General features: G+C 69.3%; 19 protein-coding genes, 3 tRNA genes and 2 pseudogenes. 11 read left to right on the top strand and 13 right to left on the bottom strand.

The features are described 5' to 3' along the window. Positions 1-75 precede the first annotated feature (75 nt). The 5 genes from FXF65_RS42395 to FXF65_RS45695 all read left to right on the top strand — a co-directional run bounded on the left by FXF65_RS42395 (position 76) and on the right by FXF65_RS45695 (position 1,777). Positions 76-1,050 carry a CHAP domain-containing protein gene (locus tag FXF65_RS42395; protein ID WP_148356148.1) on the top strand — a complete coding sequence of 325 codons (975 nt, stop codon included), beginning with the start codon at positions 76-78 and terminating at the stop codon, positions 1,048-1,050. A 42-nt stretch (positions 1,051-1,092) separates the two neighbouring features. Further along, a tRNA-Gly gene (locus FXF65_RS42400) sits at positions 1,093-1,165 on the top strand. A 28-nt stretch (positions 1,166-1,193) separates the two neighbouring features. Beyond that, positions 1,194-1,264 (top strand) — tRNA-Cys (locus FXF65_RS42405). A 23-nt stretch (positions 1,265-1,287) separates the two neighbouring features. Beyond that, positions 1,288-1,362: transfer RNA gene (locus tag FXF65_RS42410), tRNA-Val, on the top strand. Between the two features lie 19 nt (positions 1,363-1,381). Next, positions 1,382-1,777, top strand: coding sequence for a hypothetical protein (locus FXF65_RS45695; RefSeq protein WP_246199496.1), 396 nt, complete (start codon positions 1,382-1,384; stop codon positions 1,775-1,777). 222 nt (positions 1,778-1,999) lie between these two features. On the opposite strand, the pseudogene FXF65_RS46375 reads toward FXF65_RS45695, so the two are convergent. The 3 genes and pseudogenes from FXF65_RS46375 to FXF65_RS42425 all read right to left on the bottom strand — a co-directional run. Next, positions 2,000-2,398 (bottom strand): annotated as a pseudogene (locus FXF65_RS46375) (recombinase zinc beta ribbon domain-containing protein); the annotation flags it as partial. A 6-nt stretch (positions 2,399-2,404) separates the two neighbouring features. Next, positions 2,405-2,992, bottom strand: coding sequence for a serine integrase family protein (locus tag FXF65_RS42420; RefSeq protein WP_148356149.1), 588 nt, complete (start codon positions 2,990-2,992; stop codon positions 2,405-2,407). After that, positions 2,985-3,164, bottom strand: a complete 180-nt coding sequence (locus tag FXF65_RS42425; protein ID WP_148356150.1) for a hypothetical protein — start codon at positions 3,162-3,164, stop codon at positions 2,985-2,987. The genes FXF65_RS42420 and FXF65_RS42425 overlap by 8 nt, the downstream gene beginning before the upstream one ends. Positions 3,165-3,222: 58 nt before the next feature. Between FXF65_RS42425 and FXF65_RS42430 the strand changes: the two genes are divergently transcribed. Together FXF65_RS42430 and FXF65_RS42435 are read left to right on the top strand one after the other, a co-directional pair. Beyond that, positions 3,223-3,774 (top strand): DUF5753 domain-containing protein, encoded by a 552-nt coding sequence (locus FXF65_RS42430; protein ID WP_148356151.1) that lies wholly within the window; start codon positions 3,223-3,225, stop codon positions 3,772-3,774. Between the two features lie 33 nt (positions 3,775-3,807). Continuing rightward, the gene (locus FXF65_RS42435; RefSeq protein WP_148356152.1) at positions 3,808-4,011 is read left to right on the top strand and encodes a DUF397 domain-containing protein; all 204 of its coding nucleotides are present in this window, start codon (positions 3,808-3,810) and stop codon (positions 4,009-4,011) included. A 27-nt stretch (positions 4,012-4,038) separates the two neighbouring features. Here FXF65_RS42435 and FXF65_RS42440 read toward each other — a convergent pair whose 3' ends face one another. Both FXF65_RS42440 and FXF65_RS46380 read right to left on the bottom strand, forming a co-directional pair. After that, on the bottom strand, positions 4,039-5,325 hold the full coding sequence (locus tag FXF65_RS42440) for an ATP-dependent nuclease (protein ID WP_246199497.1): 1,287 nt from the start codon (positions 5,323-5,325) through the stop codon (positions 4,039-4,041). A 156-nt stretch (positions 5,326-5,481) separates the two neighbouring features. Next, positions 5,482-5,607, bottom strand: a pseudogene (locus FXF65_RS46380) (AAA family ATPase); the annotation flags it as partial. A 499-nt stretch (positions 5,608-6,106) separates the two neighbouring features. On the opposite strand from FXF65_RS46380, the gene FXF65_RS42445 reads away from it, so the two are divergent. Continuing rightward, positions 6,107-7,186 carry a hypothetical protein gene (locus tag FXF65_RS42445; RefSeq protein WP_148356154.1) on the top strand — a complete coding sequence of 360 codons (1,080 nt, stop codon included), beginning with the start codon at positions 6,107-6,109 and terminating at the stop codon, positions 7,184-7,186. Here FXF65_RS42445 and FXF65_RS42450 read toward each other — a convergent pair. Then, the gene (locus FXF65_RS42450) at positions 7,176-7,871 is read right to left on the bottom strand and encodes a TioE family transcriptional regulator (protein ID WP_148356155.1); all 696 of its coding nucleotides are present in this window, start codon (positions 7,869-7,871) and stop codon (positions 7,176-7,178) included. The two genes, FXF65_RS42445 and FXF65_RS42450, sit on opposite strands and share 11 nt — an antisense overlap. A 90-nt stretch (positions 7,872-7,961) precedes the next feature. Here FXF65_RS42450 and FXF65_RS42455 point away from each other — a divergent pair, with 90 nt between their 5' ends. The 3 genes from FXF65_RS42455 to FXF65_RS42465 all read left to right on the top strand — a co-directional run bounded on the left by FXF65_RS42455 (position 7,962) and on the right by FXF65_RS42465 (position 12,385). Further along, the gene (locus FXF65_RS42455) at positions 7,962-9,131 is read left to right on the top strand and encodes an erythromycin esterase family protein (protein ID WP_246199499.1); all 1,170 of its coding nucleotides are present in this window, start codon (positions 7,962-7,964) and stop codon (positions 9,129-9,131) included. 142 nt (positions 9,132-9,273) lie between these two features. Next, positions 9,274-11,244 (top strand): WD40 repeat domain-containing protein, encoded by a 1,971-nt coding sequence (locus tag FXF65_RS42460; RefSeq protein WP_148356157.1) that lies wholly within the window; start codon positions 9,274-9,276, stop codon positions 11,242-11,244. Positions 11,245-11,275: 31 nt separating this feature from the next. After that, positions 11,276-12,385: an alpha/beta hydrolase gene (locus tag FXF65_RS42465; RefSeq protein WP_148356158.1), complete on the top strand. Its 1,110-nt coding sequence runs from the start codon at positions 11,276-11,278 to the stop codon at positions 12,383-12,385. Positions 12,386-12,441: 56 nt separating this feature from the next. On the opposite strand, the gene FXF65_RS42470 is transcribed toward FXF65_RS42465, so the two are convergent. The 7 genes from FXF65_RS42470 to FXF65_RS42500 all read right to left on the bottom strand — a co-directional run bounded on the left by FXF65_RS42470 (position 12,442) and on the right by FXF65_RS42500 (position 19,891). Then, positions 12,442-13,419 (bottom strand): alpha/beta fold hydrolase, encoded by a 978-nt coding sequence (locus FXF65_RS42470; RefSeq protein ID WP_148356159.1) that lies wholly within the window; start codon positions 13,417-13,419, stop codon positions 12,442-12,444. An 83-nt stretch (positions 13,420-13,502) separates the two neighbouring features. After that, positions 13,503-14,489 (bottom strand): NAD(P)H-dependent flavin oxidoreductase, encoded by a 987-nt coding sequence (locus FXF65_RS42475; protein WP_148356160.1) that lies wholly within the window; start codon positions 14,487-14,489, stop codon positions 13,503-13,505. Positions 14,490-14,562: 73 nt separating this feature from the next. Next, positions 14,563-16,224 (bottom strand): AMP-binding protein, encoded by a 1,662-nt coding sequence (locus FXF65_RS42480; RefSeq protein WP_148356161.1) that lies wholly within the window; start codon positions 16,222-16,224, stop codon positions 14,563-14,565. A 3-nt stretch (positions 16,225-16,227) separates the two neighbouring features. Then, entirely contained in the window at positions 16,228-16,998 is a 771-nt protein-coding gene (locus FXF65_RS42485; protein ID WP_148356162.1) for an enoyl-CoA hydratase/isomerase family protein, read from the bottom strand. A 1-nt stretch (position 16,999) separates the two neighbouring features. Further along, positions 17,000-18,190: a CaiB/BaiF CoA transferase family protein gene (locus FXF65_RS42490; protein WP_148356163.1), complete on the bottom strand. Its 1,191-nt coding sequence runs from the start codon at positions 18,188-18,190 to the stop codon at positions 17,000-17,002. After that, on the bottom strand, positions 18,187-18,927 hold the full coding sequence (locus FXF65_RS42495) for an enoyl-CoA hydratase/isomerase family protein (RefSeq protein ID WP_148356164.1): 741 nt from the start codon (positions 18,925-18,927) through the stop codon (positions 18,187-18,189). The genes FXF65_RS42490 and FXF65_RS42495 overlap by 4 nt, the downstream gene beginning before the upstream one ends. Beyond that, complete coding sequence (locus FXF65_RS42500; protein WP_148356165.1) at positions 18,920-19,891, bottom strand: hydroxymethylglutaryl-CoA lyase; 972 nt, start codon at positions 19,889-19,891, stop codon at positions 18,920-18,922. Before FXF65_RS42500 ends, FXF65_RS42495 begins: the two co-directional genes overlap by 8 nt. Positions 19,892-19,941 lie beyond the last annotated feature (50 nt).

Genomic DNA, 19,941 nt, shown 5'->3' on the forward strand with positions numbered 1-19,941 from the left:
GGCGGGTCCGTGTCACGTTCCGTCCCCCCGGTCGGGCGCCACCCTGCCCGCACGCGCGAGACGGCAGGGAGCGAGATGGACCCGATCGGCAAGAAGCTGCTCCACATCGCCGAGAAGGAACTCGGCTACGCCGAGAAGGGCGACGGCTACACCAAGTTCGGCGAGTGGTACCGCAAGAACGTCGACGGCGACCACGACTCGTACTTCACCACCGCCCCCTGGTGCGACATGTTCCTCGCCTGGGCCGCCGACAAGGCCGGGGTCGCCGAGCAGACCGGGCAGTTCGCCTCCACCGTCGACCACGCCCAGTGGTTCAAGAAGAACCACGCCTGGGGCCACGACCCCGAGCCGGGCGCCATCGTGTTCTACGACTGGAACGGCTCCGGCGACATCGACCAGATCGACCACGTCGGCATCGTCGAGAAGGTGGACGGCCGCACCCTGCACACCATCGAGGGCAACGCCGACGGCTACAAGCTCATGCGCAAGACCCGCGACATGGACTCCGTCGTCGGGTTCGGCTATCCGTCCAAGATCAAGGTCGCCGAGACGGCCTACACGCCGAAGCACGCCGCGCCCGCGCCGACCGTCGACAGGATCGGCTCGCCCGCCGCCGCGACCGTCACGCAGGAGCAGCAGGAGCACGCCGCCCCCGGGCACCTGCCGACGCAGGAGGTCGTCCTCGGCGGCATCCTCGCCTTCATCCTGTGCGGCACCGTCGCCCTCGCCGCCGGCCGCGCCGCCGCCGCGAAGGCGCCCACCACGCCGCCGATCCGCGTCCGCAAGCGGGGCAAGCACCACCGCCCGGCCACCCCGGTCGCCCTCCCCGCCGACCTCACCCCCGCCGACCTCGACCGCGCGGACGCCGGGACCACGATCATGCCCGTCCTCTCCCTCGCCGCCGCGCACGAGGCCGAGGACCGCGAGTTCTGGGGCCGCATCGCCCACCTCGAAGAGGACTCCGAGCTCACCTTCTGGAACTCGCTGCACGCCGACCTCACCGAGGAGAGAGAGTCCGCGCGGTACGCAAGCACGCCGGGATTCCGCTAGAGTCGTACCTGCGAGCCCGGAGGGCGACCTCCGGACCGGCATGCGGACGTGGCTCAGTTGGTAGAGCATCACCTTGCCAAGGTGAGGGTCGCGGGTTCGAATCCCGTCGTCCGCTCTGAGAGGCCCCGATCCGGCCTCGCTCTGGTGGAGTGGCCGAGAGGCGAGGCAACGGCCTGCAAAGCCGTCTACACGGGTTCAAATCCCGTCTCCACCTCGTAACACGCCGAACCCCGGCACGGGCGATTAGCTCAGTGGGAGAGCGCTACCTTGACACGGTAGAGGCCACTGGTTCAATCCCAGTATCGCCCACCATGACCGTCTTACTTGAACCGTGACCAAGATCATGGCCAAGCCGGACGATCAAGGAATCAAGATCACTAGAGCCGGACTCCTTCGGGAGCCCGGCTCTAGTGGTGTCTGGGGCTTCCCGTCCGCTCTCCCAGCGCTCACCACCCGCCTGGGCATAGTCCCGCTGTACCTCATACAGCCGGTACAGCACGTCAAACGGCTCCTTGAGGTCGGCACCAGTCACCCGGTCGCCGTCCACGTAGAGCTTGCGGAAGAACGCCTTGTTGAGGATGGACCGCACCGCCTTACCACTCGTGACATACAGCTCGTGCGGCCGCTCCAGGAGATCCAGCGCGCGCTCCAAGAGGTCGCGACCCGTCGCCAGCCGCCGCTCCGCTTGCTGGGTTGCCCGCTGGATGCCCTGCTTCTCGGTGCGTAGCGCTAGCAACTTCTCGCGGAGCTTGTCCTTGGGCCACTCTTCGTCTGCCGCCAGATCCAGGAAGTAGCTCTCCTTGCGGTCAATGGCTTGGGTCCGTCGCTCCAAGCGCTCCCGCTCGTCCGGACTCATGGCGGCGTTGTCCCGGGCCGCCTGGATCACGCCCTCCCGTACCGTCTGGATGAACTCTGGCGGCAGCACCACCGCCCGGGCGTAGTGGTCCGCTACCGCCCGCTCCATCACCTCCACCGGGATGTACGGCTGCACACACGACTTGTCCTGACGGCCCGCGCACATGAAGTAGAAGTACAACCCGCCGTTGCCCTTACCCGGCTGGATGATGAACCGCTTGCGGCAGCGCCCACACCACACCGTGCCCTTCAGGTAGTGGTGGTGCTTGCGCCTACGGGTCCCCGCGCCGGAGTGGGCGTCCAGCACCCGCTGCACCCGCTCAAAGACCTCCGGAGTCACGAGCGCTTCATGCCGCCCCTCGATCCACACGCCGTCCGCCTTGACCTCCCCCAGGTAGTACCGGTCCCGTAGGGCCTTGCGCAGCGTCTCCTCCGAGATCTGCCGCCGGGGCCATTTGGCCGTTGCGGGCAAGTACAGCCCGGCATCCGTCAGCCGCTCTTACAACGTCTCCACCGTGAAGCGCCCGGTGGCGAACCACTCAAACGCGCTCGTCATGAGTGAGGCCCGCTCCGGGTCCCGTTCAACCGTGCGCACCTCCGCCCCGTCGATGCGCTTGCGCACGTTCAGGTAGCCCACCTTGGCGCGGCTAATCGTGCCGCCATTGCGGGCCCTATTATGCATCTTCGTCTTTATATCCTGGCCATTCAGCCGGACCTGCACCTCGTTAAAGATGTCAGTCATGGCCTCCATCGCGTCCGCCATGATGCCCTCACCAAAGTTCTCCTTGGCGGATATCAGGCGTACCCCGAGCTTGAGCAGCCGCCGTTTGTTCGCCGACACCTCAAAGACCACACCCCCGGCGGCGAACGGGCGGACCCGGCGGCGAGCACTCAGCCCCGACAGACCAGCCAGGAAGCCACCAGCGGCCGCCGGGTCAAGCCCGCGGGGAAACTTCAGCCGGTAGGCCACGAGGCTCCGCCGCCAGCGGGCAGCACTTCGAGCCCGCGTGCCGAGGACGCCACCCATGCCGGCCAAGCCAACCAGAGCGGTCACGGCAGCAGCAAGGAGGAAGAATCCTTCAGTCATCTGCCACCTCCTCCGCGCCATTGACCGTCTCCGTCACCTCCTCGCGGCGACTTGTGGGAAGCTTGCTCACTTCCTCCTGCAACTGCCGCGCCAACTCGATAAGGGCGAGCACATACAGCCCGACATTGAATTCCTCCCTATACACGGCCCTAATCTTGATCCTGCGTTTCATGCTCGCCCCCCTTCTTTCTTCCCACCGTTCTCCGGTTTGCGCCCGAGCAGAGTCCTATGTGGGCTTCGAGGCCGAAGCCCTCACCTTCGGCGACTTCCAGCCGCTCTACATCCCCGGATTGCTCCAGACCGAGGACTACGCCCGGGCCGTCCTCCAGGCCAGCCCCACCCCCGGCACGCCCGAGGAAATTGACCGCGAAGTGGCCGTCCGGCTAGAGCGACAAGGCATCCTCACCGCGGATCACCAACCCGAGTTCTGGTTCGTCATCTCCGAGGCAGCCCTCCGCGTCCGGCTTGGAGACGACAACCTCATGCGCACAGAGCTCCGGCACCTGGCGGAGGTGGCCCGCCAGCCAAACGTCACCGTCCAGATCTTGCCCGCCACTGCCACAGCGCACGTCAACCCGGTGACCGGCTTCCGCATCCTCAGCTTCGCCGACCCCAAGGACCCCACCATCGTGTACGTGGAGCACCTCACCGGCGCCCTGTTTCTGGAGCGTGACGACGAAGTACGGCGGTATAGACTGGTCTTTGACCATCTTCAGGCCGAAGCGCTCGGCAAGGGCGCATCGCTCGACCTCATCCGCCACATCGCCGACGAGATGGGCTAAGGCGACGGGCAGATGGAACAAAGGAGGGGCGGGATGGCACCCACACACCACCGCGTAGACCTGTCCCGCGCCCGCTGGCGCAAGAGCAGCTACTCCAACGGCGGCGAGGGCGCGTGCGTTGAGCTCGCGAGCCTGCCGGGCCTGATCGCGGTACGGGACTCCAAGGACCCGGACGGGCCGACGCTGACCCTTGAGGCGACGGCATGGCGGAGGTTCGTAATTAGGACTAAGCAGTAGCGGAATCCGACGCGATCCTTCTACTGCTTAGAGTGTCTCCAAGAAATTACCGAGATCTGTGCCTTCGAGATCGGATCTTGTCATCAATGAGGCTACACGCCAATTATTTGCCTTAGGCCAACCTTGCCCAGGTCCCTTCTTTTCGTAGGGGCCAAGAGCGGTCGCCGAGTCGCTGAAGGCTCGCTTGACCGCCGCCTCAGGGAAATAGTTCTCAAGAGCGCGCCGTTCGAGTACCAGACCTTGTATTCCTTGCTGAGCACACAGATCTACAAAGCCTTGGCGATTTCTCGCAAGCGGGGCATCTTCGCTATTGCGCTCACTATCTATGAGGTAGGAAATGTTGCTACTGATCCGCGAAAGCTGTGAAATTTCTTGCCCGACGTCAGGCCGGATCATTTCATCGCCGTGGAGAGGTAGCATGAGGACTTCATGCTCCTTGCCATAAAGTCTCAGAAACTGCATTAGCGCTCGAAGTTCAGTCTTCCCCTCGACAAGCAAGATCTTGCTAAAACCAAGCTCCGGCACCCCGCCAAATGACAACTGGCCGAGGAGAGTTACAAGCTCACGATCCCTCTCGTAAGGCTGCACACTGCTTGCCTCGCCGAGGGGTTTGGTCAGAGTATAGATTCGGTCGGAGGCAGTTCTGGCCAAGCCGAGACTGTGGGTGGCGAAGATCACCCCATTGCGGGTGTACTTCGCGAGCGTGGTAAGAAAGTCCAGTTGGAGCGAAGCATGAAGATTAAGTTCGGGCTCGTCAATCAGCAGAAGGCCGGGACGTCGCACCAGGACGTTGACCAGAACCACGATAAAGTGAGCCAGGCCGGCACCTTGCTCCGATAGACGGTAACTCCGACCGTCAGCCATTATTTGAAGAGTCTTCTTATCTGGAGAGGCATTTATATCTAGACTGCTAAAACCAAAAATGCGCTGCAGTTCGGCAATCAACTGAAAGATGGCTTCGTTGTGAGCGGGATTCTCGCCTGATTTGTATTCCGCGAATGTGTTAACAAATGCATCCCCCGTCTTAATGTCGTAATACGAGGCTTGAGCCCCCACATTGATGGTGTTTCGGAATGGGCCGATGTACATAGTGTCAGCCAGCTCGCCCATCGCCGCATGGAACGGCTCGAAACTCAGCTGACTCGAAAGTTGGGCATCCAACGGCGTGTCCGGACCAGCAATAACCGTTCCTCGCTCTGTTCTTAGCTCTCCAGACGTACCTTCTGAGGTGTACTTTATCTTATGGACCAAGAGCTCATTGTTGAGCTTGAATGCGCCGGCAGGTCCCTCATGAACGACGAACTCGAGCTCCATTGGCCTCTCCGTGTCCGCTCGGAGTGCTCGTTCACCTCCAAGCACTATGGGCTGCCAGATCGTTCCCGGAGACCCCCCTCTGAGGAGAGTGGTAGCCCATTGATTTGAATCTGCCCCATATATGCGGAGGAGAGTTCTAATCTCATACAGAAAACGAAGCAACGAGCTCTTACCGGAATTATTTACTCCTACAAAGGCCGTAAACCCATCGGCGATGCGGATCCGGGCCGGCTCATCCCCAAAGCAGCGATAGTTGCGAATAGCTAGTTCGATGTCAATCATATTCTTATTGTAGGGCACTGAGACGAAATGTGGGAGCTACACTAACTTCAGATGGCACCTGAGGTCGGGCGAGAGGGGCAAATGGAGATAATTCGCCCTAATCGACGCATCGCGGGGCATATCTTCTCAGTAGTCGCTTCATGCTGCTCAAGCTGATGCCATACTCCTCGGCCAGTGCCCGTTGCGTAGTGCCAGCCCGAAATCGGTTGACCACGGCACGAATGTCCGATTCTGTTAGACGATCAACAACTCGCTGTCGGGAGAGACGCGCCTCTGAGTTGGGTTGGCTACGGACGCTGGGCGACGCCTCGACCAGCTCAGCCAGGCTCTTCTGGAGGTTCCGGATGGAGGATTCAAGATCCACAAGGATGTCTGTTCGGTTGGTGTACGGGAGAACCAGGCCCACCACTTCTTCTCACCGGCGACTGACGCCGTCCGTCTTTGGCGGGCGTGTATCCCGGGTGCGTATCTCCAAGTGACTACTCACTTTGGAGGAAGCATGCGGAAACGGATAGCGCGCGCCCTTGCTCTGCTCGCGGCGCCCGTCGCGGTCGCGGCGGCGGCCGTGGTGCCCGCCCAGGCGGCCGCCAGGGCTCCAGCGCACTACCAGTTGACCGTGATCAAGGCTGCGAACGGTGCGTTCGGGAACGTTCCGTACGCCATCAACGCCGCCGGGCACACCGCCGGGCTCGCCTCGTTCCCCGGCAAGAACCAGAGCGCCTACCTCTCCACCAGTCCTACGCAGCTGACCAGCCTGCCCGGCATCGTCCCGAACGACCCGACCTTGGCCGACGCCACGGCGGCGTACGGGGTGAACTCCTCCGACACCGTCGTCGGCTCCGCCTATGAGACGCTGCCGATCCGCGAGACCGCGGTGGTCTGGCGCAACGGCGTCCCGACCGACCTGCGCATCCTGCCCACCGACGGGCACGTCCAGGCGCGGGCGATCAACGACGCCGGTCAGATCGCAGGGACGGGATTCGACACCGGCACCGCCTGGCTGTACCAGAACGGGCAGACGTCCGTGCTGCCGGCGCTGCCCGGCGGCCACGCCGCCGAGGCGTTCGGGATCACGGCCGACGGCCAGGTCCTCGGCCTGTCCTCGACGTCGAACGACACCAGCAACGCCGAGGCCACGGTGTGGCGCGACGGGACGCCGAGGGACCTGGGCTCGCTGCCCGGCAGCACATGGTCGGAGGTGCACGCCATGAACGCGAGCGGCATCGCGGTCGGCGCCGCCGGGGTCGGCGGCGGCGAGTTCTCACCCCGCCACCCCGTGATGTTCAGCGGTGGCAAGGTGACCGACCTGTGGCCCGACCTCGGCGGCAGCACCTTCGGCGCAGCCCAGGCCATCAACAGGTCCGGCACGATCGTCGGTGACGGTCGCGGCGGCTGGGTTTATAGCAATGGTGTCCGCACCGACCTGACCACTCTCATTCCGGCCGACAGCGGATTGCGGATCACCGCCGCCTACGGGATCAACGACGCGGGGCAGATCGCCGCCTCCGCCGTCTCCACTTCCAACAGGCACGTTTCGTTCGCCGTCCTGCTCACACCGGATTCGTCCGCTACTCGGTAGCTCGCTTGTCGCGGGCGTCCAGGTAGGCGTCCAGCTCGGCGGCGCCCTTGAGCATGGCGCGGGCGCGAGTGGAGAGTCGGGTCCGCCAGTCGCGGAGGGTGGACTCCAGTGGGGCGACGCCTCCGGCCGAGCGGACCTGCTCGATCAGCGGGGCGATCTGCTCCAGCAGGTAGCCGCCCCGTCTGAGCTGGTGGACGAGCCGCGCGTCCCGCACGTCGGCCGCGCCGTAGACCCGGTAGCCCGTCCGGGGATCGCGGCGCGGCCGGACCAGCCCGGCGCTCTCCCATTTGCGCAGGGTGGCGGGACGGAGGCCGAGCCGCCTGGCCAGGGGCCCGATGAGGACGTCACCGCGTTCCGGCGGCACGGGCGCCAGGTCGCGGAGCGCGGCCTCGACCGCCTGGAGGGTGCGGCGGTCGTCCAGGAGCCGCTCGTGGCTCTCGTCGATGAGCAGCAGCGCGTCCTGGACGTCGCCCCGGTTGACCGCCTGCATGATCGCGGTGGCCGTCCGGTGCCCGTGCCCGGGGACGAGGGCCAGGAACGCGCGCAGGGCCAGCGCGTGCAGCGGGGTGTAGGCGCGGTAGCCGTGGACGGAGCGTTCGGCGGCGGGCAGCGCCCCGGCGTCCTCGTAGTTCCTGACCGCCTGGGTGGACAGACCGTGCTCGCGCGCCAGGTCGACCGGCCTCATGGGTGCACGTCCGTTTGAAGGTTCATCGCCGAATGGCTCGCATTTTCGCGCGAAAGTTTACATCGAATGTTCAACGATACCGTCGAATGTATGGACATCAAGGACATGGCCTGGCCGGTCGACGGCGCGGGCATCTCGGCGTTCCTGCGGTCGCTTCCCGCCCGGCCCGCGCTGCTCGGCCTGGGCGAGGCCCGGCATTTCGTCGGAGAGCTGGGCGAGCTACGCAACGAGGTCTTCCGGTATCTGGTCGAGCACGAGGGCTACCGGTCGTTCGCCATCGAGAGCGACTGCCTCAAGGCCCTGGTCGTGGACGACTACCTCGCGACGGGTGCGGGCACGCTCGACGACGTCATGGAACGCGGCTTCAGCCACCGTTTCGGCACGACGCCCGCCAACCGCGAACTCGTGCGCTGGATGCGCGAATACAACCGGGAGCACGACGAGAGACTCCGGTTCTTCGGGTTCGACGGCCCGCTGGAGTACTGGGCGGCGAGCCCGCGCGAGGCGCTCACCGCTCTCCACGCCCTCCTCGACGGCCCGCTCCCCCACACCTTGGAGACCATCGACGAGCTGCTGGGCCCGGACGAACGGTGGTCGGACGAGGCCACGGCCATGGACCCGTCCCGGTCGATCGGGCAGTCCGCCGACGCCCGGCGGCTGCGCCTGGTCGCCGACGACCTGCTGGGCCTGCTCGACACCCAGGCGCCGCGGCTCGGCGAACGGGACGCGGAACGCGCCGCGCTGTACGCGCGCACCGCCGTCGGCCTGCTCCGCTACCACCATTGGATGGCCGACACGTCCCCGGAACGGTGGTCCCGGCTGTCGGCGCTGCGGGACGCGATGATGGCCGCCAACCTGCGGGCCGTCGCCGCGCGCGGCCGTCCCGCCCTGGCCTTCGGCCACAACCTCCACCTGCAACGGAACAAGAGCGCCATGCGGTTCGGCGACCAGGAACTGGAATGGTGGAGCGCCGGGGCGATCGCGGCGACGCACCTCGGCGACCGGTACGCCTTCCTGGCCACGGCCCTCGGGACGGCCGGCGACGACGTCCCGCCTCCGGACAGCGTCGAGGGAATCCTGTCCGCCCTGCCCTGGGACCGCTTTCTCGTCGACGCGCGCCGTCTGCCCGAAGCGCTCAGCGAAGCCACCCCGCGCGTCTCCAGCGACTTCGCCTACTTCCCCCTGGACCCGGCCCGGCTCGGCACGATGGACGGCATCGCCTTCGTCGGAACGGCCGTCCATTTGGATTCGGTGACCTGAAAGACCGCGCGGGTGCCGGGGGCCAGTAGGTGAGCACGGGATATATGGGGCGAAGCTCCGATATCTTGGCCGAGTCTGGTTTCTGGTCCGCGTGATCGGAGGGTCGATGCCTGGACGTCCGCACACTGATGGCGACGATTTCGTGCCCCTTCCCTTCGGGGCTCAGATCGTCCCGGCGCTGGGCGGGCCCGACGCGTTCCTGGAGGTCGTGGACACCGGGCTGGTGGACGGGCGCCCGGTCGTGATCAGCGACGGGCCGGACGGCCTGGTGCGGATCTGGGACCTCGGGTCCCACCGGCAGATCGGCCCGCCGCTGGAGGGCGAGTCCCGGATGACGGTCCGGTCGCTGGCCTTCGGTCACCTGGACGGAAGGCCCGTCGCCGTGCGGGGCAACGGCGACCTGACGATCTGGGAGCTGACCGGGCACGGGCAGACCGACCGGCCCGCCGAACCGCGCACCATCAGGCACAACGACAGAGGGTCGGTCTACTCGGCGGCCTGCGGCGTGCTCGACGGACGCTCGATCACGGTCACCGGCGCCCACGACACGACCGTCCGCGTCTGGGACCTCGGCGACGGCGCCCAGATGGGCGGGCCGCTGATCGGCCACGAGTCGGCGGTGCGGGCGGTGGCCGTCGACGTGCTCGCCCGGCGGACCATCGCCGTCAGCGGCAGCGAGGACAACACCGTCCGGGTCTGGGACCTGGCGTCCGGCATGCAGCGCGGCCGGGCCCTGACCGGGCACACGAAGCCGGTCCGGGCCGTGGCCGTGGGCATGGTCGACGGGCGGCCCGTCGCCGTCAGCGGCAGCGACGACAAGACCGTGCGGCTGTGGGACCTGCCCACCTGCGAGCAGATCGGCCCCACCATGACCGGCCACGACGGCTGGATCCGGACGGTGGCCCTCGCCGCGCCGGACGGCGTCCCGATCGTCATCAGCGGCAGCCACGACTTCACCGTGCGGATCTGGGACGCGCGCACCGGCGAGCAGATCGGCATGCCTCTCAGGGACGGCCGGACCCTCGGCATCGGATCGGTCGCCTACTCCCTGCTCGGGGGCCGTCCCCGCGTCATCGCCGCCGACGGCCACGGTTTCGCCCGCGTCTGGGACCTGGACGCGCACCGCGCGATGGGCGAGGGCTCCCCCACCCGCTACGCCGCCGAGCTGCCCGGCACCTGGACCGATCCCGACTCCGGCGACGTCTACGACCTGACCGGCCCATTGGTCGACGACGAGGACGGAGACTGGAAGTACGTCGATTTCGACGGCTTCGAACCCCTCGTGACCGACACCGACGACCCTCGTCTCGCGTGGAGCGTCGTCGCCGCGCACCACGCATTCGGCTTCAGCGAGATCGTCACTCCCGGCCCGATGGAACCCGCCTTCACGCGGATCACCGCCGAGGAATGCCCGTCCTGCGGAAGCGAATCCGACCCTGGTGAAGAGATCTCCATCGACACAGCCCTCACCGGCTTTCTCGACTGCCTCAGGCACGACCCCGCGATGACCGACGAACGCTACGAGGATATGGAAGACGCCGTCCAAAGCCTGCGCGGCTCCGTGGGCTGGCATCTGGAGGACGGTTCCAAGTCCCCGGCGACCGAACTGCCCGACCACATGTGGGAATTCCTCCGCGTCTGGATGCCGCGCAACATCTCCTCCGGCGATGACGAAGAAGACGGGGAAATGGCGGCGATCGGCGAGATGGTCGAGCACCTCGCCGGATGGCTGCGCGAGCGGGGACACCTGCCCGCCGGCGCCGCCGAGGAAATGGCCGGCGCGGGACGGAAGGCCGCCCGCGACCTTCCCGCCGGAACACGCGCCAAGCGGATACTCAGCGACCTCATCGTGGACAGTCCCTTCGCCTTCCGCAATCTCGACCCCGAGGAGGTCCTCGAAGAATGGATGGGCAACATGTCCATCGCCACGACCGGAAACGGCGCTCTCCGGTTCACCGAAGGCTATGACGACGACCCTCCGCAGGACATGACGCTCTTGGTCGCCGCGGATGTCGCGGAGCAGATCGGCGTGGGCTGGACGGTCTGGGTCCGCCTCGTCCGCACCGAGTCCGACGGCTGGCAGTTCAGCCAGATCGGCACCGTTTTCACGTGACCGTCCCGCTCAGAGAGGACGCGGAGGGCCGATGAGTTCTGACCGCTTGGATCGTCGGCGGATTTCCCGGTTCACGCTGTCGGGGGTCACCGACGCCGAGATCAGCGCGCATCCCTTTTCGACGGACGACGGGCTGGGCCTGAGCCTCACCCGGTTCCGCCGCCGCGAATGCGACGACGTGGTCCTGCTGATACACGGGATCTCGTGCTCATCGGACATGTTCATCATGCCGGAGCACACCAACCTGGTGAATTTCCTGCACGACTCCGGGTTCGGCGACGTGTGGACGCTCGACTTCCGGATGAGCGCCAGATTTCCGTACAACTCCGAGACACACCGCTACAACCTCGACGACATCGCCCACTACGACCACCCGGCGGCGCTCGCCGAACTGCGCCGCCACATCGGCGACAGGCGCGTCCACGTCATCGCGCACTGCCTGGGCGCGGCGTCGTTCTCCATGGCCCTGTCCGCCGGGACGGTCACCGGCATCACCAGCCTGACCTGCAACAGCGTCTCGCTGGTCGCGCGGACGCCGCGCTGGTCGAAGATGAAGCTCGGCTACGCGCCGCCGATCGTGGAGTACCTTCTCGGGCCGTACCAGCTCGACCCGCGCTATTCGACCGCGCCCGTGCTGACCCGAGGCTGGATGCTCGCCAAGGCGATCAGGCCGTTCCATCGCGCGTGCGACGAGCCCGCCTGCCACATGCTCGCCTTCATGTGGGGCTGCGGAAAGCCCATCTTCACGCACGAGAAGATGTCGCCCGTCACGCATGCCCGGCTGACCGACCTGTTCGGCGTGTGCAACCTCAATTACTACCGCCAGGTCCACAAAATGGTGCAGGCGGGACGCGCGGTGAAATTCGACCGCCACGACTCACGCCACAGGGACCTGCCGGACGACTACCTCGCGAAGGCCGCCGACGTCACAACGCCGATCCTGTTCCTCACCGGGGACCGCAACAACGTGTTCAGCGGCTCCAACATCGCGTGCCACCGGCGGCTGGAATCGGTCGCGCCCGGTCTCCACGAACTGGCGGTCCTGCCCGGATACGGCCACCAGGACCCGTTCATGGGCGCCCGCGCCGACACCGAGGTGTTCCCGCAGATCCTCGATTTCCTGAAGCGAAAAGCAGGTTGAGCAAAATTCGCCGGAGAGCCCGTGGCGGGGCACGGGCTCTCCGGCACCGTCAACGCCTACCGTGAGTGCTTGCGCACGAACGCGCGGAGGGCTGGGTTGTAAACATCCGAGCGCTCCCACTGGGGCGCGTGACCGCATTCGTTCGCCACCACCGTCTCCACGTCGCGGAAATAGCTCGCCATGATCCGCTGGACGCTCGGCGGGCTGTAGAGGTCGGCGTCCCCCCAGATCAGCAGGGTCGGCACCCGCACCCGCCGCTTCACGTCCGCCCAGCTGAACGTGTTCTCGTTCCCCTGATCGACGTCGCTGTTGCGGGCGCGGTGGTGGATGTCGAGCCATGCCGCCGTCCCGGCCACGTTGACCGCGCGGTAGGACGGGCCGAGCTCGATGAAGTCGGCGGGCATGTCGGAGAAGCCGGTCGGCCGGAGCCGCTTGAGCATGTCCTTGTAGTCCTGGTCCGACGCCCCGGTGAGGCTGCCGCTGATGACGAGGCCGAGCAGCCGCTCCGGGTGGGACAGCGCGTAGTCGAGCGCCACTCCCCCGCCCGCCGCCACGCCCACGGCGTGGAACTTGCGGATGCCGAGGTGCTCGACGAGGGCGTGCAGGTCGGCGGTCCCGGTGCCCGGGTCGTCGGCGGGCGGCGCGTCCGACTTGAAGTGCCCGCGCCGCGAGTAGCCGATGACGCGGTACCCGGCCTTGGCGAAGTACGGCTGCTGGTAGGGCCAGCTCTCCGCGCTGCCGCTGTAGGGGTGCAGCAGGACGATCGGCGTGCCGCGGCCTCCGGTGTCCCAGTACCAGACACGCCCGCCGGGCACCGGGGCGTAGCCCTCGGTGGCCGGGGCCTGCGGCGGGATCGGGATGATCGGCAGCGGGGAGTCCGGCCGGGGCAGGCCGCCGCCCGCGGCGAACGCGCTCCCCCCGGTGGCGGCGAACGCGGCGCCGCCCGCCGCGAGCATCGCCGCCCCGCCGAGCAGGCCGCGACGGCCGACCGCCGGCTCCGCCCATTTTCGCAGGGCTCTTTCGTTGGTCGTCATACAAGACCTCCTCAGTCTCGACCTCAGATGTCCGCGCCCTAGCGCGCGGCACCCGGTCGCTCTCCCCCGAAGCTCCGTGCGTCCTACCTGGACGGGGTCGGCGCCGCCGCCGACCTCACCTCCGGCAGCCGTCCGATCGCGGCGGCGTACTCCTCCACCAGCCGCTCGACGATCCGCGCGGCGGGCAGGACCGCGTCGATGAGGCCCGCCGACTGCCCCATCTCGACCTTGCCGCCGGCGACGTCGCCGTCGACGGCGGCCGTCCGCAGGCTGGCGGCGGTGAACTCGGCGCGGCGCCGCTCCAGGTCGGCGCCGCCGCTCTCCAGTTCCAGCATCCGCTCGGCGAAGTCGTTCGCCCGGACGCGGATCAGGCCGAGGCCGCGGCCCACCGTCCGGGTGTCGCCGATCCCGGACGCCAGCACCGCCTCCTTGTAGGAGGGGTGCACGTTGGCCTCGTCGCTGGCGAGGAAGCGCGTGCCGAACTGCGCCGCGCCGCAGCCGAGGGCCAGCGCGGCGGCGAGGCCCGCGCCGTCCGCGAACCCGCCCGAGGCGATCACCGGGACGCCGGGGAACCGCCGCGTCACCGCGCGCACCGTGACCAGCGTGGAGACCAGCCCGGCGGGCGGGTGGCCGCCCGCCTCCGCGCCGACGACGACGAGGCCGTCGACCCCGGCGTCCACCGCCTTGGCCGCGTGCTCCTCGGACGCCACGACGTGCAGGCAGATCGTCCCGACGTCCTTGAAGCGGCGCAGGTAGCGGCGCGGGCCGCCCTGCGACGCGATCAGCACCGGGATCCGCCGGGCCGCGAGCAGCTCGATGACCTCGTCCGCGGCCGTGCGGTAGAGCGGCAGGTTCACCGCGTACGGACGGCCGGTGCCCGCCGCGACCTCGCCGATCGTCCGGTCGAGGTCGGGCAGCCGCATCGGCCCGGCGGCGACCACGCCGAGACCCCCCGCGTTCGACACCGCGAGCGGCAGCCGCGAGTCCGACGACGCCCACGACATCCCCGCCTGGACGATCGGCAGATCACAGCCGAGCAGCCGCGTGACACCCGTCTCGATCACGCTCATCCTGCTCTGCCTTTCTGGGGGACGACCCCCAGGCCCCCGGCCCGGAGGCGGGATGATCCTCGCTTCGCTCCGGTCATCCCGCCTCCGCGGGATCCAGTAGGCGTCGGGCGTGGTCGGCGAGGTGGCGTTTCGGGACCTTCGAGCTGGCCGTCATGCCGAACTCCTCGAAGCTCGCGACCACGTGGACGTGGCGCGGCACCTTGAACCCGGCGAGGCGCTCGCGGGCCCAGGCGGTGACGTCGTCCGGCCCGACCCGGTGCCCGTCGGCGGGGACGACGAACGCGAACGGGACCTCCATCAGCCGGTCGTCCGGCACGCCGACCACCGCCGCCTGCCGGATGCCGGGATGGTGGTGCAGGACGTCCTCGATCTCGGTCGGCGAGACGTTCTCCCCGCCGACGCGGATGACCTCCTTGGCCCGGCCGACGAACTCCAGGCGGCCGTCGGGGCCGAGGCGGCCGAGGTCGCCGGTGCGCAGCCAGCCGTCCGGCGACAGCGCCTCCGCGGTCTCGGCGGGCATCTCGAAGTAGCCGCGCATGACGTTCCAGCCGCGCACGAGGATCTCGCCGACCCCGCCGGGCGGGACGTCCCGTCCGGCGGCCGGGTCGTGCACGCGGACCTCGACGCCGGGCTCGGGCAGCATCCGGCCGGAGAGCCGCACGTCCTCGGGCTCCCACCAGGCCGACTGCGCCACGTTCGGGGACGCCTCGGACAGCCCGTAGCCGACGACGCACTCGGCCGCGCCGAGCTCGGTCGCGATGCGCCGGACGACGGCGGGCGACGCGGCCGCCCACGCCCCGCGCAGCCGCAGCCGCCGCCGGGGCAGGTCGGGATGGTTCAGCAGCATCAGGGCGATGGTGTCGTTGCCGGAGAAGTGGGTGCAGCGCTCGTCCTCGATGAGGCGGAGCGCCTCGCCGGGCTCGAACCTGTCCATCGTCACCACGGTCGCGGCGTGCTGGAGGCAGGCGAGGACGGTCAGCGTGCTGCCCGCCGCGTGGAAGAACGGCCGCGCGCTGTGGAACCGGTCGCCGGGCCGCAGCCCGAGCCGCGCGCCCGAGAAGAAGGCGTCGGCGCACATGCTGCGCTGGGTCAGCAGCACGCCCTTCGGGTGGGACGTGGTGCCGGACGTGTACTGGATCAGCAGGACGTCGTCCGGCGCGCCGCACGGCTCCACCGGCGGCGCCGGGGCCGCGCGGAAGTCGTCCCAGGAGCGGGCGGCGGCGGGGACGTCCGAGCCGAGCACGACCACCGACCGCAGGTCGGGCAGCGCGGGGTCGGGCAGCGCGGAGTCGGCGGCGGGGCAGATCTCCCGCAGCACGGCGATGAAGTCGATGTTCAGGAACCGGTCGGCGACGAATAGGATCGAGGACCGCGACTGCCGCAGCGCGTACGCGATCTCCGGCGCCCGCCACCGGGTGTTGACGGGCACGGTCACCGCGCCCAGGGAGCCGATGGCGAGGAAGAGCGTGACCCATTCCGGCCCGTTGCCGAGGCAGACGGCCACGTGGTCGCCGCGCCGGACACCGGCCGCGGTCAACCCCGCCCGGACGGCCGCGACCTCGTCGGCCAGCGCGGCGTAGGTGATCCGGCCGCGCGGGGTGACGACGGCCTCGACATCGCCCGCGACGGCCGCCGCGCGGCGCAGCGCCTCGTGGACGGTCAGCGGGCACACCCCGGCCAGCTCGTCGGCCGGGGCCGGTGCTTCGGCTCGGGTCTGCGCGGTCCGCGGTTCCATGGCTCAGCTCTCCTTGCGCCGCATGGCCGTGGCGAAGTTCTCGACGCCGCCGCGCCAGCCGCCATCCGCGAGGCAGCGCTCGATCGCCGCCATCTCGATCCGGATGCCCTTCGCGAGGTCGGTCTCCGAGCCGAGGTCGACGGCCTGCTTGGTCAGCGCCATCGCGAGGCGCGGCGCACCCGCGATCTTCGCGGCGAGTTCCGCGCCGGTCGCCAGCAGCTCGGCGGCGGGGACCGTCCGCGCCACGAGGCCGATGGCGACGGCCTCGGCAGCGGGCATCGTCCGGGACGTGAACAGAAGCTCCTTCGCGCGGCGCTTGCCGACGACGCGCTGGAGCCGCTGCGTCGCGCCGACCGTCCCCCAGTGCGCCTCGGGGAACCGGAACGTCGCGTCGTCGGCGGCGACGATGAAGTCGCAGGACATGGCGATCTCCCCGCCGGAGCCGACGACCGGGCCGTGCGCCAGCGCCACCACGGGCTTCGCGCACCGCTCGATCGCCTCGTAGGCGGCAAAGGACGCGAGCCGCCGGGCGCGCACCCAGCCCTCGTCGCGGCCCTGCCGCTCCTTGAGGTCGGCGCCCGCGCAGAACGCCGGCCCGGCCGCCCGCAGCAGGACGGCCCCGACGCCGTCGTCGGCGTCCAGCCGCGCGAACACCTCGCTCAGCCGGTGGCACATGGCGAGGTTCAGCGCGTTGCGGGACCCCGGCCGGTTCAGCACGACGTGCGCGACGCCGTCCGCCTCCTCCACCAGCACCGGGTCGTCGGTGGCGCCCATGTCAGACCGTCCCTTCTTCGCGCAGCCGGGCCACGTCCGCCCGGTCCAGGCCGAGGAGGCCGGTGAGCACGTCCTCGGTGTCGGCGCCGAGCAGCGGCGGGACGCCCGGCTCGGGATAGTCGCGGCCGTCCACGCGCAGCGGCGTGCGCAGGGCGCCGAACTCGCCCTCGACGGGATGGTCGAAGCTGCCCACCATCCCTCGGGCCGTGGTGTGCGGGTCGGCGAGCGCCTCGCGGGCCGAGTTCACCTCCCCGGCGGGGACGTCGACCGCGCGCAGCTCGTCCGCGAGGGGGTGCCGGGTCCGGCGGCCGATGGCGGCGGCGAGCGCGGCCATCACCCGGCCGCGCTGCGCGAGCCGTCCGGCGTTGGCGGCGAGGCCGGGGTCGGCGGCCAGCTCGGGCAGGTCGAGCACCCGGCACAGCGGGCCCCAGTGCTGGTCGCTGCAGCTGATGTGCAGCCAGCCGCCGTCCGCGCACTGGAACGCGGCGGACGGGACCCGTCCCGGGTGCTCGGTGCCGGTGCGGGACGGGTCCTCGTCCAGCGCGAAGATCCGCGCGGCGGCCAGCGCGAGCAGGCTCGTCTGGACGTCCATCATCGCGAGGTCCACGTGCGAGCCGCGTCCGTCCGCGCCGCGTCCGAGGAGCCCGGTGAGGATCGCGATGGTGATCCACAGCCCGGACGTCATGTCGGAGATCGGGACGCCGACCTTCGCGGGCGGCGTGTCCGGGTGGCCGGTGAGCGACATGATCCCGGACAGCGCCTGGAAGACGGTGTCGTAGCCCTTGCGGTCCGAGTACGGCCCGGACCGGCCGAAACCGGAGCTGGACACGTAGACCAGCCGCGGGTTGCGCTCTGCCAGCGCCTCGTATCCGAGCCCGTACTTGTCCATGGTGCCGGGCATGAAGTTCTCCACCACGACGTCGGCGCGGTCGGCCAGCTCGCGGGCGATGTCCTGCCCGCGCGGGGAGCTCAGGTCGAGCGTCACCGACCGCTTGCCGCGGTTGACGGTGAAGAAGTAGGCGCTCTCGCCGCCGGGCAGGCGCGGCTCGAACGTCCGGGTCTCGTCGCCGCGCCGGGGCCGCTCGATCTTGATGACGTCGGCGCCGAGCTCGGCGAGGATCTGGGTGGCGAGCGGACCGGCGAGGACGCGGGTGAAGTCCAGCACGGTCACACCCCGCAGCGGCCCCGTCATGCGCCCGCCCCGGGGAACCCGCGCATGATCGCGTTGACGTCGCCGCCGGTCCGCATGGCCTCCGCGAACGGCAGGTCGGCGACCCGGTGGAACAGGCTCTTGGCCGCCGCCATGGCGAGCGGGTTAACCTCGGCCCAGGCGGCGGCGATCTCCAGCCCGGCGGCGAGCGCGTCCGCCGGCTCGGCCACCCGGTTGGCGAGGCCGAGGTCGGCCAGCTCGGCGGCGGACAGCACGCGGCCGGTGCTGATCAGCTCGAACGCCAGCTTGCGTCCGAAATGCCGCTGCAACCCGGTCATCACGATCGCCGGGACGATCGAGTGCCGCAGCTCCGGGTAGCCGAACTTCACGTCGGACGCGGCGACCATCATGTCGCAGCCGATGGCGAGCCCCGCCCCGCCGCCCATCGCCGCGCCGCGCACCACGGACACGACGGGCTTGGAGAGCTGCTGCAGCATCGCCTGCGTGCGGGTCGTCAGCTCGGCCCGCCGGACGACGGCGCGCTGGTTCGCCGGGGTGAGGTCGGCGAACTCCTTGAGGTCGGCTCCGGCGCTGAACGCCCGTCCCTCGCCGGTGAGGACGACGGCGCGGACCGCCTCGTCCTCGTCGGCCGCGCGCAGCGCGTCGTGCAGGGCGCGGGTGAGCGCGGTGTCGAGCGCGTTGAGCTTGGCCGGACGGTTCATCCGCAGCACCCGGACGGGGCCGTGGTCGTCCACGAGGAGCACCTCGGACTCAGCCATGAGCGACCGCCTTCTCGCCGACCGGTCCGCCGATCGGCCCGCCCACCAGGCCGAACCCGGCGCGGGCGACCATGCTGTGCAGCGGGCGTCCGAGCGCCCGCTCGCAGCGCTCCGATGCCGCCATGACCGCGTCGAGGTCGAGGCCGGTGCGGACGCCCTCGGACTCCAGCAGGTTCACGAGGTCCTCGGTGCTGACGTTCCCGGTCATCCCCTGCCCGTACTGGATCTTGGTCGGATGGCCGCCGACCCCGCCGAACGAGCTGTCGAAGTCGCGGCACCCGGCCTCCAGCGCGGCGAAGCAGTTGGCGAGCCCGCTCCCGCGCGTGTTGTGGAAGTGCGCGACGATCGGCGGCGCGGGCCCGCCCGCCGCCGTGATCCGCCGGAACATGCTCTTGACGGTGGTCGGCGTCGCGAGTCCGGTGGTGTCGCCGAGCGTCACGAGGTCGACGCCGAGGTCGGCGAAGCGGGCCGCGTCGGCGGCGACGACGCCGGGGTCGACGGCGCCCTCGAACGGGCAGCCGAACGCCACCGAGATCACGCCGACGAGCCGGAAGCGGCCGGCGGCGAGCCGCACCATTTCGGTCACCCGGGCCCACTGCCCCTCGCGGGTGGTGCGCATGTTGCGCTCGGTGTGGGACTCGGTCGCCGAGACGAGCAGGCTCAGCTCGTGGGCGCCGTGCCCGGCGTCCAGATCGGCGATGGCACGTTCCACCGCGCGGACATTGGGACAGGTGGCCTTGTAGGCGACCCCGGCGGGGCGGGGCAGCCCGGCGAGCACCGCGGTCGCGTCGCGGAGCGCCGGGACCCGCTCGGGATGGCCGTAGCCGGTCGCTTCGATCCTGGTGAAGCCCGCGTCGGCGAAGGCCCCGATCAGTTCGATCTTGACGTCGGTCGGGACGTGGGCGCTCTCGTGCTGGAGCCCGTCGCGGGCGAAGCACTCGCAGATCGTCGCGTGGTCGGCCATGCGCGTCCAGCCTCCTAGGGGAGCGTCGAGGTCGTCACGGGAGGAATATA

It is taken from the genome of Actinomadura syzygii, assembly GCF_008085905.1.
Classification (GTDB): Bacteria; Actinomycetota; Actinomycetes; order Streptosporangiales; family Streptosporangiaceae; genus Spirillospora; species Spirillospora syzygii.

Excerpts from the sequence above, each read along its gene's own strand:
- FXF65_RS42495 (WP_148356164.1), bottom strand. The coding sequence starts at position 18,927 with ATGGCTGAGTCCGAGGTGCTCCTCGTGGACGACCACGGCCCCGTCCGG.
- FXF65_RS42420 (WP_148356149.1), bottom strand. The coding sequence starts at position 2,992 with ATGACTGAAGGATTCTTCCTCCTTGCTGCTGCCGTGACCGCTCTGGTT.
- FXF65_RS42470 (WP_148356159.1), bottom strand. The coding sequence starts at position 13,419 with ATGACGACCAACGAAAGAGCCCTGCGAAAATGGGCGGAGCCGGCGGTC.
- FXF65_RS42450 (WP_148356155.1), bottom strand. The coding sequence starts at position 7,871 with ATGAGGCCGGTCGACCTGGCGCGCGAGCACGGTCTGTCCACCCAGGCG.
- FXF65_RS42445 (WP_148356154.1), top strand. The coding sequence starts at position 6,107 with ATGCGGAAACGGATAGCGCGCGCCCTTGCTCTGCTCGCGGCGCCCGTC.
- FXF65_RS42480 (WP_148356161.1), bottom strand. The coding sequence starts at position 16,224 with ATGGAACCGCGGACCGCGCAGACCCGAGCCGAAGCACCGGCCCCGGCC.
- FXF65_RS42455 (WP_246199499.1), top strand. The coding sequence starts at position 7,962 with ATGGACATCAAGGACATGGCCTGGCCGGTCGACGGCGCGGGCATCTCG.
- FXF65_RS42440 (WP_246199497.1), bottom strand. The coding sequence starts at position 5,325 with ATGGAGCTCGAGTTCGTCGTTCATGAGGGACCTGCCGGCGCATTCAAG.
- FXF65_RS42395 (WP_148356148.1), top strand. The coding sequence starts at position 76 with ATGGACCCGATCGGCAAGAAGCTGCTCCACATCGCCGAGAAGGAACTC.
- FXF65_RS42500 (WP_148356165.1), bottom strand. The coding sequence starts at position 19,891 with ATGGCCGACCACGCGACGATCTGCGAGTGCTTCGCCCGCGACGGGCTC.
- FXF65_RS42485 (WP_148356162.1), bottom strand. The coding sequence starts at position 16,998 with ATGGGCGCCACCGACGACCCGGTGCTGGTGGAGGAGGCGGACGGCGTC.
- FXF65_RS42490 (WP_148356163.1), bottom strand. The coding sequence starts at position 18,190 with ATGACGGGGCCGCTGCGGGGTGTGACCGTGCTGGACTTCACCCGCGTC.
- FXF65_RS42425 (WP_148356150.1), bottom strand. The coding sequence starts at position 3,164 with ATGAAACGCAGGATCAAGATTAGGGCCGTGTATAGGGAGGAATTCAAT.
- FXF65_RS42475 (WP_148356160.1), bottom strand. The coding sequence starts at position 14,489 with ATGAGCGTGATCGAGACGGGTGTCACGCGGCTGCTCGGCTGTGATCTG.
- FXF65_RS42435 (WP_148356152.1), top strand. The coding sequence starts at position 3,808 with ATGGCACCCACACACCACCGCGTAGACCTGTCCCGCGCCCGCTGGCGC.
- FXF65_RS42465 (WP_148356158.1), top strand. The coding sequence starts at position 11,276 with ATGAGTTCTGACCGCTTGGATCGTCGGCGGATTTCCCGGTTCACGCTG.